Here is a 15,914-nt window from a genome sequence, read left to right as displayed (position 1 = left end):
GCGGACTCTCGACACCACTCCGTCGGCATACCGCAGAACATTCCGAGGCCCCGCGTGACATTGTCATCGAGCGAGCTCCGGGGCAGCGATCGGTCATGATCGTTCGGTGGACAAACTCTTGGTGCTGGTCAACGGATTGCCGGGTTCAGGCAAGTCGACATTGGGGCGGTCCTTGGCTGCGGCGTTGAGTGCGCAGTTCTTATCGAAGGATGCCGTCAAGGAAGCCCTTGCGGCCTGTGTCGACGACCCAGTTGCCATCCCCGCATTGGGCGGAATCGCGATGGACACCGTCTGGGTTTTGGCCCGGTCGACACCGACAGCGGTTGTCATCGACTCGTGGTGGTTCAAACCACGCGACCTGCAATATGCCGTAGCCGGCATCGAGAAAACCGGCGCCGACCGGGCGGTGGAAGTATGGTGCGACGTCCCTGCCGAGGTAGCGAACGCCCGATATGCCAGCAGGCGTCGAGCTGAGCTTTACCAGGACCGGCAACATCTGGCCAACGACTGGGACGCGTGGGTCGAGCAAGCCGCGCCACTCGGACTCACCCCTACCGTCGTGGTCGACACAACCCGACCAGTTGACTGCGTCGAGCTCGCTCAGCAAATCCAGCTCGCAGCAAGAGGTTTCTCGTGCTTGTCGGATGAAAGATAGATGGGCTACCACTTGCTGCGGGGTAGGGCAGCCGCACCGTCATACGAAACGGTGCGGCTGTCCCGTTGAGCGGTGAGTGGGTCTGCTCACCGTGCCATCACGAGTGCGAGTCGATTTCGTTCACGATCCATTCGCCCAGTTCCCGGGTCATGAGGGTGTGTCCCTCGTTCTTGCTGGCGCAGGCGAAAGCGTCGAGTTCGCTGTCGTCGATGCCGATCTCGCTGTACAGCGCGTTACGGTTGTCGATCCTGCCCGCGGCGACGGCGCTGATGGCGGGGATGAAACAGGAGGTGTTGAACTGCAGGTCGACCTCGGAGCCGAGCAATCCCATGAGCATCGCGGCCATTCCGAAACTGCCGGGGTTGCCCGGCAATACCGGGCTCTCGGGGAACAGGCCGCCGGGCGCGCCGTCGATATCGGGCAGTCCGCTGGTGGGAACCTCGATCGGGGGCTGTTCGGCCCTGTGCAGGGTGGCCACGATCTGCTCACCCATGGCCTGGGTGCGCAGGGTGGCGTCGAGCAATATTTCGCCGCGACCGCTCACCGCCGTCAGTGCCGGGTCGATACCGTTTCCGATGCCGGTCCTGACACCGTTGGCGACACCGATCTTGCGGATGCCGCTCGGCCATCCGCCCACCGCCTCCAATCTGTCCAGGAAGATGTTTCGTTCCGAGGCCTGGCCGGGTTCGTCGCCGATCTTGCCGATATGCCAGCGAGCCATCTGCCGGGCGGCGGGGCTGTTGATCAGATCGGAGAACTGGCTGAAGATGGGCGAGGCTCCGCCCCAGTTGTCCTTGAGGAAGTGTGCGAACGCCTGCATCGAAATCGGTAGCCACGCACCGTGATGCGGGGTGTCATAGGACAGATAGATGCTGGTCTCGGGATCGGGCAGATTCGGATCGCGCTGCATCTTGGCCAACGCGTAGCGGGTGACCATGCCGCCCATACTGAATCCACCCACCACCAGTCTCGCGTTACCGATGCGCTCGCGGATGGCGGTCCGGATGCACTCGATCGCGGTGTCGGCGTTGTCCAGGATCGACGCCGTCCGATCGCGGTAGCCCAGCACGATCACATCCCGGCCCAGCGCATGCAACTCGCTGATGAACCGGAATCGTCCGTTCTCCTCCAGGCCGGCCCAGAGCTCTCCGAGGTCACTGGCGCCCCCCGAAAACCCGTCGGCCAGGATGACCGGTTTGATGAGTTGGTGCCGGTTCAACGGGCTGTAGTAAATCCATGCCGTCCCGGCCCCGCCCTTCAGGGGCCACTCTTCGTGCGGTTCGGGCGGGGTGGGATACGCGGCACGGGTTGTGGGACTGAGCGAACCCCAAATGTTCACAACTGGCATTGTCCTGCTCCTCAACTGGTCGATTGACGCGCGGATTCACTGGACAAAAAGGCCGTGCACTCACGCCTGCGCAAGCGCGCGGCCCATTCATAGCCTAAAGACATTTCTTCGGGGTGTGATCATTTCGCTCCGTCCCTGCGAACGAGGCTTCTCGGCGGCAATTCTGTCGGTGCCTGCGCCTACGCTGGTTGGCATGGCTTTCGCAACCGAGATCCCCGCCGAAGGTGAGACGCCGCTCGCGCGTTCGGAGTTCCGTCCCGTCGGCTCGATCGAGCGCGTCGATGGCCGGTTCCAGGTAGTCAGCGAGCATAAGCCCGCCGGTGACCAGCCCTCCGCCATCGCCGAACTGGAACGCCGGATCAAGGCGGGGGAGCGCGATGTCGTCCTGCTGGGCGCCACCGGTACCGGTAAGTCGGCCACCACGGCCTGGCTGATCGAGAAGCTACAGCGTCCGACGCTATTGATGGCGCCGAACAAGACGCTCGCCGCGCAGCTCGCCAATGAGCTGCGGGAAATGCTCCCCAACAATGCCGTGGAGTACTTCGTCTCGTACTACGACTACTACCAGCCCGAGGCGTATATCGCGCAGACCGATACCTATATCGAGAAGGACAGTTCGATCAACGACGACGTCGAGCGGCTGCGCCACTCGGCCACCTCGAGCCTGCTCTCGCGGCGCGATGTGGTGGTGGTCGCCTCGGTCTCCTGCATCTACGGCCTCGGCACGCCGCAGTCCTATCTGGATCGGTCGGTGCAGTTGGAGGTCGGTACCGAGATCGACCGTGACGCATTGCTGCGACTGCTCGTCGATGTGCAGTACACCCGCAACGATATGTCCTTCGTGCGCGGTTCCTTCCGGGTGCGCGGCGACACCGTCGAGATCATCCCGTCCTACGAGGAGCTCGCGGTCCGCATCGAGTTCTTCGGTGACGAGATCGAGGCGCTGTACTACCTGCATCCGCTGACCGGTGACGTGGTGCGCCAAGTCGATATGGTGCGCATCTTCCCGGCCACCCACTATGTGGCGGGTCCGGATCGAATGGAGCGCGCGGTCACCGATATCGAGTCCGAGTTGGAGCAGCGGCTCGCCGAGCTGGAGCGTCAGGGCAAACTGCTGGAGGCCCAGCGGCTGCGCATGCGCACCCAATACGACCTGGAGATGATCCGCCAGGTCGGGTTCTGCTCCGGCATCGAGAACTACTCGCGCCATATCGACGGACGCCCGGCGGGTTCCGCGCCCGCGACCCTGCTCGATTACTTCCCGGAGGATTTCCTGCTCGTCATTGATGAGTCGCATGTGACCGTCCCGCAGATCGGCGGCATGTACGAAGGCGATATGTCGCGCAAGCGGAACCTGGTCGAATACGGCTTCCGGCTGCCATCGGCGATCGATAACCGCCCGCTCACCTGGGAGGAGTTCGCCGATCGGATCGGCCAGACGGTCTACCTGTCGGCGACGCCGGGCCCGTACGAGCTGGGGCAGGCCGGTGGTGAGGTGGTCGAACAGGTGATCCGCCCGACCGGCTTGGTCGACCCGCATGTGGTGGTGAAGCCGACCAAGGGGCAGATCGACGATCTGGTACACGAAATCCGGCTCCGCACCGAACGGGACGAGCGGGTCCTGGTGACCACGCTGACCAAGAAGATGGCCGAGGATCTCACCGACTATCTACTCGGCCTCGGCGTGCGGGTGCGATACCTGCACTCGGAAATCGACACGCTGCGCCGGGTGGAGCTGCTGCGACAGCTGCGGCTCGGCGAGTACGACGTGCTGGTCGGCATCAACCTGCTACGCGAGGGCCTCGACCTGCCCGAGGTATCGCTGGTGGCGATCCTCGACGCGGATAAGGAGGGCTTCCTGCGCAGCAGCACCAGCCTCATCCAGACCATCGGCCGCGCGGCCCGCAATGTCTCCGGCGAAGTGCATATGTACGCCGACAAGGTCACCGACTCGATGCGGCACGCCATCGATGAGACCGAACGTCGCCGCGCCAAGCAGGTCGCCTACAACGCGGATATGGGCATCGACCCGCAACCATTGCGCAAGAAGATCGCCGACATCCTGGATCAGGTGTATCAGGAGGCCGACGACGAGGTCGCGGTCGGCGGCTCGGGCCGCAATGTCAGCCGTGGCAGGCGCGCGCAGGGCGAGCCGGGCCGGGCCGTCAGTGCCGGGGTGTACGAGGGACGCGATATCAAGTCGATGCCGCGCGCCGAACTCGCCGACCTGGTCAAGGAACTCACCGCGCAAATGATGAATGCGGCCCGCGAACTGCAGTTCGAGCTGGCCGGTCGACTTCGCGACGAAATCGCCGACCTGAAGAAGGAGTTGCGCGGCATGGATGCCGCCGGACTGAGCTGAGGTCGAATGCCCGCCCGGGGCGCGGTGTCGGACCCCTGGGGCAGGATGCCGCTCATGCCCTACCCGCACCGACCGGTTCGCGGGAGCCGCCGATCCGGAGATCGGCGGCGTCCCGGCCGGTATTCAGCTGCCCTGGGTCGCCATCCATTCGTTGACGCGGCGCTCCGCCTCCTCGCGCGGGACGTCCTCGACCTTGGTCATGACGGCCCAGCGATGACCGAACGGGTCGATCACCACGCCGAACCGGTCGCCGGTGACGAAGGTCTGCGGCTGCTCGGCGCTGCGCGCGCCGTATTCGATGGCGCGCGCGATGACGGCATCGACATCGGGGCAGTAGTGCACGATCGAGGTGTGCACCCACTCGCCGTTCGGCGCCAGCACGCCGTTATCGGGGATGGGCATGCCCAGTTGCAGGGTCGAGTCGCCGATCTTCAGCTCGGCGTGGGCGGGCTGGCCGTCCGGCATATCGTTGCGGCTGACCACCTCGGCGCCGAAGACCTTGCCGTAGAAGTCGATCGCCCGCTGTCCGTCGGGGACGGCGAGGAAGCAGGTGATCGAGTGGTAGCCCTCGGGGATCGGGTTCACGCTGCTGTTCGAAGTTGCTGTTTCGCTCATGAACACCACCCTGGTCGATGGCGGCGCGAGGGTCTTGTAAGAAAGCGACACCATGGCTGAGCACGTCGAATCCGGTCTCGGCAAGGCTCGGATGCCGGACCCGGACAATGTCAAGGGCATCCTGCACCCCGACGAGCAGGCCCGGCACCGAACACTGTCGCGGCTGCCCGCCGGATCCGCGGTCGACCGATTCGTGGAGTGGTATTGGTCGGTGCGGTGGGATCTGCGCGGGCGTCCGCCCTATTTCGCCGAGGTGCTGCCCTACCCGTGTGTGAATGTCACCTTCGAACGCTCCGAGACCCGTACCGGCGGATTCGTCAACGGCGTCAGCACCACCAAATACATTCGCGAACTCCGCGGCGCCGGTGAGACATTCGGCATTCGATTCCGCGCGGGCGGCTTCGGCGCCTATACCGGATTGGATGTCGGCTCGTTCCGGGATGCCAGCGTCGCGCTGACCGAGGTATTGCCGGATGCCGCGGGCCTCACCGAACGAGTACTCGCCGCGCACTCGAACCACCAGCGCCGCACCATCGTCGAGGAATTCTTCGGCGCCCGATCGGCCCCGGACGACCCGACCTACCGGTTGGTGCTGCACATTGTCGAGGCGATGGAACACGACCAGGAACTGACCCGGGTCGATCAGGTCACCGACCGGTTCGGCGTGCCGATCCGGACTTTGCAGCGGATGTTCCGCCGCTACGTCGGGGCGGGGCCGAAATGGGTGCTGCGCCGCTACCGGCTGCAAGACGGCGCCGACCTGCTGGCCCGTGGCCGAATCGAGGATCTGGCCGCTCTCGCCGCCGAGCTCGGCTACTTCGATCAGGCACATTTCTCCCGCGAGTTCACCGCCGAGGTCGGAATGGCGCCGTTGGAATACGCGAAGAATTCGCTACGCTCACGTAACGAGGTCACCGCGAAAGTCTTTCCGACCGGAAGGTAGCGCCGACCCGTCGGCGGGCACGATCTAGGCTCGGAGCTGGGCCTATGTGATGAATCTCCCAGGGCCACAAGCGGGTTCGACATTGTTGTGACAGATCACAGAATTCGGGCCGGAGAATTGAATCCGCCCTGGTAGCTCTGGCCCGGTGACTTTGTGTGGTGGCAACACGGCCCGAATATCGCAACACCGGCAAGTGTGATGTGTTGCGATTTCTGATATTTCCGGCTGATTTGCCGCTATGGTCGAGCGCAGTCGCCGCACCGGTGCCCCGACTGACCTGGGTAGCGCCGGATGCAGGCACCCGACCCACATAGTTGGAGGACACATGACCGCCTACCGGACCATTGTTGTCGGTACCGATGGCTCGGACTCGTCGTACGTCGCCGTCGAAAAGGCCGCCTCGCTGGCCGGCGCCGCGGGCTCGACCCTCGTCGTGGCCTGCGCCTACTACCCGACCGACGATCGTGACGTTGCCGCCGCCGCCGATGTGCTGAAGGACGAGGCCTACCAGGTGCGTGGGTCCGCACCGACCAATGAGATCCTGCGCACCGCCCGGGATCGCGCCATCGCCGCGGGCGCGACGGAGATCGTCGAGCGCGCCGTGGTCGGCGAGCCCGTCGATTCGCTGCTCGCACTCGTCAAGGAGGTCCAGGCCGACCTGCTTGTCGTCGGTAACCGAGGCCTGAACACCCTGACAGGCCGCCTGCTCGGCTCCGTCCCTTCGGATGTGGCCCGCAAATCCCACTCCGACGTCCTGATCGTCCATACCGTTCGCTGACTCCCGGCCCGAAAGCTCCGTATCGCCCACATCCGGCGCGATGCGGAGCTTTCGCGCATCCGAGGCGGCCGTGCGGCATCCCCGCCAACCCGCGACGCGGCTTAGCTGAGCGCCCCGAGGACGGGCGGGAGATCCGCGGTGTGTACCACGGTCAGTCGCTGGGTGGCGCGGGTCAGCGCGACGTACAGGTCGTTGAGTCCGCGCGGCGATTCGTCCAGGATCCGCTGCGGTTCGACCAGGTACACCGAGTCGAATTCCAGACCCTTCACGTCGTGCACGGTCAGCACCCGTACCGATTCCCCGGCCAGCGCCGACAATTCGGTGATCACGTCGTGCGGCGTGATCACCGCGGTGGTCCCCGGCCCGCGCTCCGCGTCCACCAAAGCCGCCAGCGTGCCGGGCAATTCGCTCGCCGTGACCCGGTGTGCCCGCGGCGGATTGCCGGTTTCGCGCACCGAACGCGGCACCGCGACGCCGGGATCGATGGCGGCGAGCACATCGGCGGCGATCGCCATGATCTCCGCGGGCGTCCGGTAGTTCACGGTGAGCTCGGTCAGCTTCCATCGTTGCGCCACATACGGTTCCAGCATGGAGTGCCAGGACGAGGCGCCCGCCGGGTCGCCGGTCTGCGCCACATCGCCGACCACCGTGATCCAGCGGTTCGGGATGCGCCGCATCACCATGCGCCAGGCCATCTCGGACAGCTCCTGCGCCTCGTCCACGATCACATGCCCGTAGGTCCAGGTGCGGTCGCCCGCGGCGCGTTCCGCGGTGGTCTGCCTGGCCCGCACATCCTGGCGTTCGGCGAGCTGGCCGGCATCGATCAGGTCGTAGGCCATCAGGATCTCGGGATCGAGCTCATCCTCGAGATCCTGGGGCGCCGAACCGGTCAGGATGTCGAGCGCGTCCTGCGCCTCGGCCAGCTGGGCCCGCCAGCGGCGGCGGGCGCGTTCGCGCTCCTCGGTGTCGTCGACACCGAGCAACTCGGCGAGTTCGTCCAGCAACGGTGCGTCGGCGGCGCTGAATTCACCGTCGTCCGAACGGATGAGCTCGGCCCGGTCGGCGGGATCCAGCGAGCCCGCGACCCGGTCCAACCGCGTCGGGTCGGCAAGCAGGTCGGCGAGTACATCCTGCGGGGATAGGATCGGCCACAGCCGCCCGATCGCCGCCTGCACCTCGGGATCGGATTTCATCTCGTCCCGGATCTCGGCGAGATCGGTTCGGCTGAGCAGGCTTTGGCCGCCGGAGAGGTCGGCGCCCATGGTCTGGGCCAGCTGTTCGGTGAGCGCGTCGATCACCGAGCTCGCGAAGATCGGGCGTGCCAGGTTGTGCGGGCGCCGCGACGAGCGGGCGCGGCCGCGGGCCCGGGTGGCGATCTTGCGGTCCAAGGTCACCGGGTAGCCGTCGAAGGCGAGCCGGATCGGGTCGGCCGGGATCTGCTGCCGGTCCCGCACCGCCTGTTTGAGCACCTCGAGGATCGCCAGGGAGCCCTTGATCTCACCGGCCCGCAGCGAATCCTCCCGGGTGGCCTTCACCCCCGGGTAGAGGTCGCCGATGGTGGACAGCAGCACGCCGGTCTCGCCGAGTGAGGGCAGCACCTGACCGATGTAGTCGAGGAAGGTGGCGTTCGGGCCGATGATCAGCACGCCGCTCTTGGCCAGCTGCTGGCGGTAGGTGTAGAGCAGGTAGGCGGCGCGGTGCAGCGCCACCGCGGTCTTGCCGGTGCCGGGACCGCCCTGCACCACCAGCACGCTCTTGTGCTCGGAGCGGATGATCGCGTCCTGCTCGCTCTGAATGGTCTCGACGATGTCGTTCATGTGGCCGGTACGGGCCGCGTTCAGTGCCGAGAGCAGCGCGCTCTCGCTGCCCACGCCGCCGTCGGCCTCGACCATCCCGGCGCGCTGGGCGGCGTCGAGATCCAGATATTCGTCGTTGATCGTGGTGACCTTGCGATTGCGCGAGCGAATATGCCTGCGCCGGGTCACCCCGTCCGGGGCGGCGGTGGTCGCCAGGTAGAAAGGTCGAGCCAGCGGGGCGCGCCAATCCAGCAGCAGCGTCGCGTAATCGTCCTTCTCGTCGAGAATGCCGAGCCTGCCGATGTAGCGGTACTCGCCCTCGGCCACCTCGGGATCTACCCCGTCGAGATCGATCCGCCCGAAGCACAGCCCGTGTTCGGCGGCGTCGTATTTAGTCAGATCCTCGTTGTAGAGCTGACTGAAGGATTCGCGTTCGGTCCTGGCCTGCGGCGTGCCACCGGTCTCCAGCAGCACGGTCTTGAGCCGGTTCTTGGCGTATTGACGCATTCCGTCGAGGCGGTCGTACAGCACCGACAGGTAAGCCTGTTCCTGTTCGATTTCGAACTCGCGGTTCCGCTCGGGTGCGCCGTCGCGCTCGGCACGGTCCTGTGTGAGGCGGTCGGGCAAACTGAACTCCTTGTCACCGCGATGAGCCGGGGGGCCGCGCGCGAATAGGTGCCCGCGCGCGGGCGAAAACAGAGTTGTCGAGTCTACTGCGGTTCGGGTGTGCTCGCCGCAACCGCAGGTGGGGACCCTGTGTCCGGCACCGGATCGAAGTGCCACACCGCCGGGAACGGGTCGTAGAAGTGGTGCAGCAGATCCTTCCAGCGCTGGTATTCCGGCGATGCGCGGAACCCCTCGGTGTGATCTTCCAGACGGTCCCAGGTAACCAGCAGCAGATAGGTGCCGGGCGACTCGAGACAGTGCGACAGCGACAGCGCGCGGAATCCGGGCATCGACGCGATGATCGGCCTGGCTTCGGCGAAGGCGGCCTCGAATTCCACGGTCAGGCCGGGACGGACGGGCAGTAGTGCGTGTTCGATGATCAAACGAGCAGACCTTCAGGAAGCGTGGGTGTTGTTCGGCCTGCGGCCCTTGGTTACCGTACCCTCGCGGTGCCCGGAGGGCTTTGCTTGGTACATGGCGAGATCGGCGTCGTGCAGTACCGCTTCGGGGGTCCGGTGGTCGCCGGGATTCAGGCAGGTGACGCCGATCGACGCGTTCACCTCTATGCGGTGGCCGCGCGCGATGATCGGTTCGGCCATGGTCGAGCGCAGCCGGTTCACCAAGCCGTCCAGATCGCTGAGCCGGGTCCGGCCGGAGAGCAACACCAGGAATTCGTCGCCGCCGAGCCGCCCGACCAGATCGTCGGCGCGCAGCGCGCGCTGGAGCCGTTGCGCGACGATCTGCAGCACGGTGTCGCCGATAGCGTGGCCGAGCGTGTCGTTGATGGCCTTGAAACCGTCCAGGTCGATGAAGAGCACGGTGGCGACCGGAAGGTCCTCGCTGGTGGCCAGGGCGCCGGCGAGCTGGGACAGGATCAGTGAGCGATTGGCCAGCCCGGTCAGCGAATCGTGCGTCGCCTGATACTCCAATTGCCTTCGGCTGGCCCGGAATTCGGTGATATCCGCGAAGGAGGAGACGGCCGCGGAGTCCGGATCGCCCGGATTGAGCAGTCTGCTGCTGCCGGAGAGCCAGCGGCGTTGCCCATCCGAGCGATCGACGCCGAAGATGTAGCCGGTGATCGTTTCGCCGGTCTCCAGGGTGCGCGCCACCGGGTGGCGAGTGGGCTGGAGCGGTTGCGCGTTGGCGTCGAGGAGCACCATCGACAATTCGTCGATGGTCGAACCCACCATGTCGGTGCGTTCGTCGGTGCCGAAAATGCGTCTGGCCGCGGGATTGGCCGATTCGATGCGGCCGTTGCGATCGATCACCACCACGCCCTCCTCCAACTGGGAGACCACGGTGGTGAAGTACTGCTCGGCCCGACGCTGTGCCGCCTCGGCGGCCCGCTGCGCGGTGAGATCGTGGATGACCACCTGGTAGGCGAAGTGGTCGTACCAGGGGGTGAGCACCGAGACCGTCGCGACCTGGACGGTGTCGCCGTCGAAGCGCAGCAGAGTCATCTCGGTGGGATCGGAGGCGGCGCCCGCGGTGTCGAGGTGGCTGATCCGGTTCAGCATCGAGGGGACGGAGTCGGGGTGGACGAAGCGGATCAGCGGCTGGCCGACGAGTTCGTCGGCGCTGCGCGCCGCGAGTAACCGGACGGTGGCCTGATTGACGTAGACGATCGTGCCGTGTTCGTGCACACAGATCCCATCCGGGGTGTGCTCGACCAGGGACCGGTACCGCTGGGCGAGCTGCTCGGCGTCGGCCGAGCTCTGTGCTGCCCTGTCCTCACCCACTCGAAACCCCCGATCATCGACCGATTCATGGCCATTGGAGCATGGGATTGTTCTGATCCCGACGTGTACATGATCACGTCGTCGTCGCTGTTGCTTCGATCACAGTGCGGGCACTTTATCGGGGTCTATCTGGTGATCATTACAGAAGCCGGTTTCTTTCTGAATAGCCGGGCATCAGCCCGGAGAAACCGGTCAGAGGAGCGATACTTATGCCGGGCGCCACCCCCACAACCGTAGAGCAGTCTCGAGATCATATGGCGATTGCCGGGGTCGGCGCGGTCACCGGGTACGGCTGGGGTCGCGAGGTGCTGTGGGACGGTTTGTCGAGTGGTGAATCGGCGGCCACCCTGCAACCAGGATACGGCCCGAGCCGGGATGAGCAGGCCTGGGTGGCGCTGGTGCCGGACGGCGGCGATCCGGCCATCAGCAACAGTCGCTACGGCCGTGCCATGCACGAGTCGGCGCGTGAGGCCATCGCCGACGCGACCGAGCACGGCTGGCGGCCGGGGCGCACGGTCGGGCTGGTGCATGCGATCGTGCTCGGCGACGTGGTGAACTGGCGCGATTTCTATCTCGTCGACGAGGGCCGTCGCCGCTCCCGCGACTACATGCGACTACTGCCCTCGACGCCGATCTCGGTGCTGATGCAGGAATTCGGCTTCCACGGCCCGTCCATGAATGTCTCCGCCGCATGCAGTTCGGCCAATGTCGCGCTGATCACCGCCAAGATGTGGCTGGACAGCGGGGTTGCCGACGATGTCGTTTGCGTCGCGACCGATATGTCGGCGACGCCGGATATGGTCGAACATTTCGTCCATCTCGGCGCTGCGGTGACCGATATCGAGCCGCTCGAGGGTTCGCGGCCCTTCCAGGAGGACAGCCGCGGTTTCAGCATGGGGGAGGCCTCGGTGGCCTTCGTGTTGAGCCGATCCGTCGAACGCCCCTACGCGGCGGTGCTCGGCGGCGGGATGACGAATGATGGATATCACGTGGTCTCGGTGGAGCCCACGCACACACAGATATTCGATTGTGCGCGACGTGCGCTCGCCGCCGCGAACATCACCCCCGCGGAGGTGCGGTATTTCAACGCGCACGGCACCGGCACCCGGCAATGCGATATGGCCGAACGGGAATTGCTGGGGCGCATATTCGGCGACCGCCCTGACGTGTATGCGATCAAACCGCTGACCGGTCATTGCCAGGGCGCCGCCGCCGGCGTCGAGATCGCCGCCGCGGCGCTGGGGTACGAACGCGGCATCGTGCCCGCCGCACCGATCGTCGCACCCGCCTATGAGCGACTGCTCGACGGGCCGACGCCCTTCGCGGGAGGTATCACCGCGAAGCTGTCGCTCGGCATGGGCGGACACAATTCGATGCTCGTGCTCGGACCAGCGGGCTGAATCCGGCGCGTCAACCGGTCGGCAGCGGGACCGACCAGCACAACCGGGTGCCGGGCAGTCCGGCGCCGTGCGGATCGTCGGCCGGGCGGCCCGCGGGCCCGATGATGAACTCGCCATCGGATTTCTCCGCACGCTGCTCCAGATTGCGCAAGCCGCTGCGGATGACGTGATTCGGAATGCCCCAGCCGTTGTCGGTCACGACAATGGTCAGGTTGTCGTCGACGCTGATCTCCACCGCGACGGTGTCCGCGCCCGAATGCCGGACCGCATTGCTGACCGCCTCGCGCACCACCGCCTCCGCGTGATCGGCCAATTCGGCCTCCAGCACCGACAGCGGCCCGGTCACCTGCACCGTGGCACGCAACTGCGCGTCGGTGGTCTGCTGGCGCACCGCCTGCTCGATGCGCTGTTGCAGGCGGGTACTGTCCCCGTCGCCGCCGTGCAGGTCGAAGATCGAGGTGCGGATCTCCTGCACCACCTCCTGCAGGTCGCTGACGACCGTCGAGAGTCGTTGCCGCACTTCGGGAACCCGTGCCTTGGGCACCGCGCCCTGCAATGTGAGCCCGATCGCGAAGAGCCGCTGGATGACATGGTCGTGCAGATCCCGCGCGATGCGGTCGCGGTCGGCGAGGATGTCCAGTTCCCGCATCCGCCGCTGGGTGCCCGCCAACTGCATGGCCAGCGCGGCCTGATCGGTGAAGGCGGCGGTCAGTTCCACGAGTTCGTCGGCGTAGGGCGCCGAGCCCGTGGGCCGGACCGTGACCAGCACGCCGAGAGTGGAGTCCGGAGTGCACAGCGGCAGGATCAGCGCGGGGCCGACATCGGCGAGGGGAACCCCCAGATCGATCTGCGCCGCGTCGTCGAAACGTAGCGGGGTGCGGCGGCTGAATGCCTCACCGAGCGCGGTGCCCTCCGTCAGCACGAGCCAGCCCTGGTGTCCCGCGCCGGGGCCGGACCACTGGGTCAGCATCAACTCGGTCGCCTCGCCGTTGTGTTTGCCCACCGCGCCCGCGAGGAAGGAACGGTGCGATCCGGTGAGGGTGCGTGCGTGGTCGACGACGTGCGCGAGCACTCGATCGGATTCGGTGCCGGCGAGGAACTCGGTCGCGATATCGCGGGTCGCCTCGATCCAGGCTTGCCTGGTACGCGCGGATTCGTAGAGCCGCGCATTGTCCACCGCGATACCCGCGGCCGCCGCCAGCGCCTGTACCAGCACATCGTCGTCCTCGGTGAAGGGCTGGCCGCCCGCCTTCTCGGTCAGGTACAGGCTGCCGAAGACCTCGTTGCGAATCCGCACCGGGACGCCGAGGAAGGTGTGCATCGGCGGGTGGCCGGGCGGAAGGCCAACGGATTCGGGATGTTTCGTCAGATCGTCGAGCCGCAGCGGCTTCGGACGGTTGAACACCACGCCGAGCACCCCGTGCCCGGCGGGCAGCGTGCCGATGCGCTCGCGGGTCACCTCGTCCATACCCTCATCGATGAACTGGGTCACCTGTTGGTCGTGACCGCGCACCGCAAGCGCGCCGAAGCGGGCATCGACCAGACTGGTGGCGGTGCGCACGATGGCGCGCAGCGTATCGTCCAGATCGAGGCCGGAAGTGACCGTGAGCATGGCCTCCACCAGGCCGTCCATCCGGTCCCGCGAGTCGATGATCAGCTCGACCCGCTCCTTGACCTCGCTGAGGAGTTCCCGCAGGCGCAGTTGCGACAGTGTGTCGCGCACCGAATACAGGTCACCTGCGCTGTCATCCGTCATCTGGGATCCCGTCCTGGTGGGCGCATTTAACGGCGCTTCAGTCAGTCTAATTCCTGGATCGGGGACTTTCGGCCCTGTTCGCGGCGGCGTTGCGGAGGTGGGATGGGCGGATCGGATGAATAGAGAGTAGGGGTGTCCTATGAATTCGTCGCAGCCGTTGTACTTGTCGGAGCAGTGGACCACTGCGGCCGACCCGGACCTCGCGGTGACCACCCGCGGGGCGGTTCCGCCCGCCGACGTGACCAGGGCGGTGCGCGCCATCGGGCGCGTGCTGCGCCGGCATCATCTCAATGTGCCTGCGCGCGTGCGGGTCACCGCTCCCGAGGATATCGACCAGCCGACGCTCGTGCAGGCCAATATCCGGATGCACGACACCCCGACCCGGGTGCAGGTGACGGGACCGCGCGGTTTCGCGGTCACCTTCGCCGTCGAGCGGCTGGACCGCCAGATCACCCGGCTGGCCGCGAATCAGTCACGGGCCTGGCCGGATCCGGCGCGTCCGCCACTGGCCGCGGTCACCGAACCGCGGCCGATCATCCGCCGCAAGGAGTGCGCGCTGCTGACCGGCACCCCGGCGGAGGCGGCCGCAGTAATGGACGCGATGGATTACGACGCCTACCTTTTCACCGACGCGGAGACCGGTGAGGACGCCATCGTGCACTGGGCCGACGCGATCGGCGTGGTACTGGCCAGGCAACGGTCGACCATCCCGCCCGCCACGCGCCCGGACCAGCCCTTGACGACGCACTCGCTACCCATGCTGGTGCAGCCGGCTCCGACGCCCAACCTGACCGAAGACGAAGCGGCGACCTGGCTGTGCCGGGCCGGGCTGCCGTTCCTGTTCTTCACCGATGAGCAGACCGGCCGTGGCGCACTGCTGTACCGCCGCTACGACGGGAACCTCACGGTCGTGGTGCCCACCTGATTCGCGTCAGGACTCCCGCAGCTTGGACGCCAGCACGGCGGCCTGGGTGCGACGCTCCATACCCAGCTTCGCCAGTAACCGGGACACGTAATTCTTCACCGTCTTCTCCGCCAGGAACATTCGTGCGGCGATCTGCCGATTGGTCAGCCCCTCGCCCAATAACGCCAGCAGCCTGCGCTCCTGCTCGGTGAGACCGGCCAGCGGCCCGTCGTTCTCGGTGCTGCTGCGCAACCGCGCCTTGAGCGCCGCCGCCGCGCGATTGTCCAGCAGCGAGCGCCCCGAGCCGACCGCCTTGATCGCCTCCGCCAACTCCATACCCTTGATGTTCTTCACCACGTACCCGCTGGCGCCCGCCAGGATCGCGTCGAGCATCGCGTGCTCATCGGTGTAGGAGGTGAGGATCAGGCAGCGCAGGCCTTCCAGATCCGCGAGCAGATCGCGGCAGAGTTCGATGCCGTTGCCGTCGGGCAGCCGGACATCGAGCACGGCGACATCGGGTCGCAACTCGCGGATGCCCTCCATGGCCTGGGCGACATCCCCCGCCTCGCCGATCACGCTGAGTTCCGGATCGCTGTTCAGCAGATCGATCAGCCCACGCCGCACGATCTCGTGATCGTCGACCAGGAACACCTTGATCACCGCGGCCTCCTGCTGGGTGCAGCCGAACGTGTACCAGGCCAAGGTAACCCGTCGCACGGTCCGCGGCTACGGACCGGTCGCGGAATGTCGGGTCGTCTGCCGGAGTGTGCATCCGGCCCGGGACGGCGTCCGACGATCGTTGCGGCCGAACCAGATTCCGGTGCGGCGGCAGGCCCGGGCGCGGAGGACGCGCCGGGCCGACGGCCTCGATCATCGGTTTTGCCGCACGCGGGTCGGGCGACGGATTAGCCTGCTGCGCATGGCCCGTGACCACGAGCGGCGCAACCGTCGC

Annotated in this window: 13 protein-coding genes; 6 read left to right on the top strand and 7 right to left on the bottom strand. The window is 66.5% G+C overall.

The genetic code is table 11. The annotated features are described in order from the left end of the window. Positions 1-106: 106 nt before the first annotated feature. Positions 107-655: an AAA family ATPase gene (locus AB0H61_RS18095; protein WP_357305500.1), complete on the top strand. Its 549-nt coding sequence runs from the start codon at positions 107-109 to the stop codon at positions 653-655. A 97-nt stretch (positions 656-752) separates the two neighbouring features. On the opposite strand, the gene AB0H61_RS18090 is transcribed toward AB0H61_RS18095, so the two are convergent. Beyond that, positions 753-2,003 carry a hypothetical protein gene (locus tag AB0H61_RS18090; RefSeq protein ID WP_357305497.1) on the bottom strand — a complete coding sequence of 417 codons (1,251 nt, stop codon included), beginning with the start codon at positions 2,001-2,003 and terminating at the stop codon, positions 753-755. A 193-nt stretch (positions 2,004-2,196) separates the two neighbouring features. Here AB0H61_RS18090 and uvrB point away from each other — a divergent pair, with 193 nt between their 5' ends. After that, positions 2,197-4,365, top strand: coding sequence for an excinuclease ABC subunit UvrB (gene uvrB / locus AB0H61_RS18085; RefSeq protein WP_357305495.1), 2,169 nt, complete (start codon positions 2,197-2,199; stop codon positions 4,363-4,365). A 123-nt stretch (positions 4,366-4,488) separates the two neighbouring features. Here the strand turns inward: uvrB and AB0H61_RS18080 are convergent, their stop codons facing one another. Then, positions 4,489-4,980, bottom strand: coding sequence for a VOC family protein (locus tag AB0H61_RS18080; protein WP_357305492.1), 492 nt, complete (start codon positions 4,978-4,980; stop codon positions 4,489-4,491). Between the two features lie 52 nt (positions 4,981-5,032). Here AB0H61_RS18080 and AB0H61_RS18075 point away from each other — a divergent pair, with 52 nt between their 5' ends. Continuing rightward, a complete protein-coding gene (locus tag AB0H61_RS18075; RefSeq protein ID WP_357305489.1) occupies positions 5,033-5,923 on the top strand; it encodes a helix-turn-helix domain-containing protein in 891 nt (296 codons plus the stop codon). Between the two features lie 325 nt (positions 5,924-6,248). Next, on the top strand, positions 6,249-6,701 hold the full coding sequence (locus tag AB0H61_RS18070; protein ID WP_357305487.1) for a universal stress protein: 453 nt from the start codon (positions 6,249-6,251) through the stop codon (positions 6,699-6,701). Positions 6,702-6,802: 101 nt separating this feature from the next. On the opposite strand, the gene AB0H61_RS18065 is transcribed toward AB0H61_RS18070, so the two are convergent. The 3 genes from AB0H61_RS18065 to AB0H61_RS18055 all read right to left on the bottom strand — a co-directional run bounded on the left by AB0H61_RS18065 (position 6,803) and on the right by AB0H61_RS18055 (position 10,902). Further along, positions 6,803-9,055 (bottom strand): ATP-binding domain-containing protein, encoded by a 2,253-nt coding sequence (locus AB0H61_RS18065; protein ID WP_357305875.1) that lies wholly within the window; start codon positions 9,053-9,055, stop codon positions 6,803-6,805. A gap of 152 nt (positions 9,056-9,207) precedes the next feature. Next, complete coding sequence (locus AB0H61_RS18060) at positions 9,208-9,546, bottom strand: antibiotic biosynthesis monooxygenase (RefSeq protein WP_357305484.1); 339 nt, start codon at positions 9,544-9,546, stop codon at positions 9,208-9,210. Positions 9,547-9,558: 12 nt separating this feature from the next. Next, complete coding sequence (locus AB0H61_RS18055; protein WP_357305481.1) at positions 9,559-10,902, bottom strand: diguanylate cyclase; 1,344 nt, start codon at positions 10,900-10,902, stop codon at positions 9,559-9,561. 254 nt (positions 10,903-11,156) lie between these two features. Here AB0H61_RS18055 and AB0H61_RS18050 point away from each other — a divergent pair, with 254 nt between their 5' ends. Continuing rightward, complete coding sequence (locus AB0H61_RS18050; RefSeq protein ID WP_357305478.1) at positions 11,157-12,302, top strand: beta-ketoacyl synthase N-terminal-like domain-containing protein; 1,146 nt, start codon at positions 11,157-11,159, stop codon at positions 12,300-12,302. 10 nt (positions 12,303-12,312) lie between these two features. On the opposite strand, the gene AB0H61_RS18045 is transcribed toward AB0H61_RS18050, so the two are convergent. Further along, complete coding sequence (locus AB0H61_RS18045) at positions 12,313-14,058, bottom strand: GAF domain-containing sensor histidine kinase (protein WP_357305476.1); 1,746 nt, start codon at positions 14,056-14,058, stop codon at positions 12,313-12,315. A 139-nt stretch (positions 14,059-14,197) separates the two neighbouring features. Between AB0H61_RS18045 and AB0H61_RS18040 the strand changes: the two genes are divergently transcribed. Continuing rightward, positions 14,198-14,983 carry a sigma 54 modulation/S30EA ribosomal C-terminal domain-containing protein gene (locus tag AB0H61_RS18040; RefSeq protein WP_357305473.1) on the top strand — a complete coding sequence of 262 codons (786 nt, stop codon included), beginning with the start codon at positions 14,198-14,200 and terminating at the stop codon, positions 14,981-14,983. A gap of 6 nt (positions 14,984-14,989) precedes the next feature. Here AB0H61_RS18040 and AB0H61_RS18035 read toward each other — a convergent pair whose 3' ends face one another. Next, a complete protein-coding gene (locus AB0H61_RS18035) occupies positions 14,990-15,622 on the bottom strand; it encodes a response regulator transcription factor (protein ID WP_357305873.1) in 633 nt (210 codons plus the stop codon). Between the last annotated feature and the right edge of the window lie 292 nt (positions 15,623-15,914).

This window comes from Nocardia sp. NPDC050710, from assembly GCF_040654375.1.
Lineage (GTDB): Bacteria > Actinomycetota > Actinomycetes > Mycobacteriales > Mycobacteriaceae > Nocardia.
Note: the sequence above shows the minus strand (reverse complement) of the source record. Positions and strands in the feature narration are given on the sequence as shown.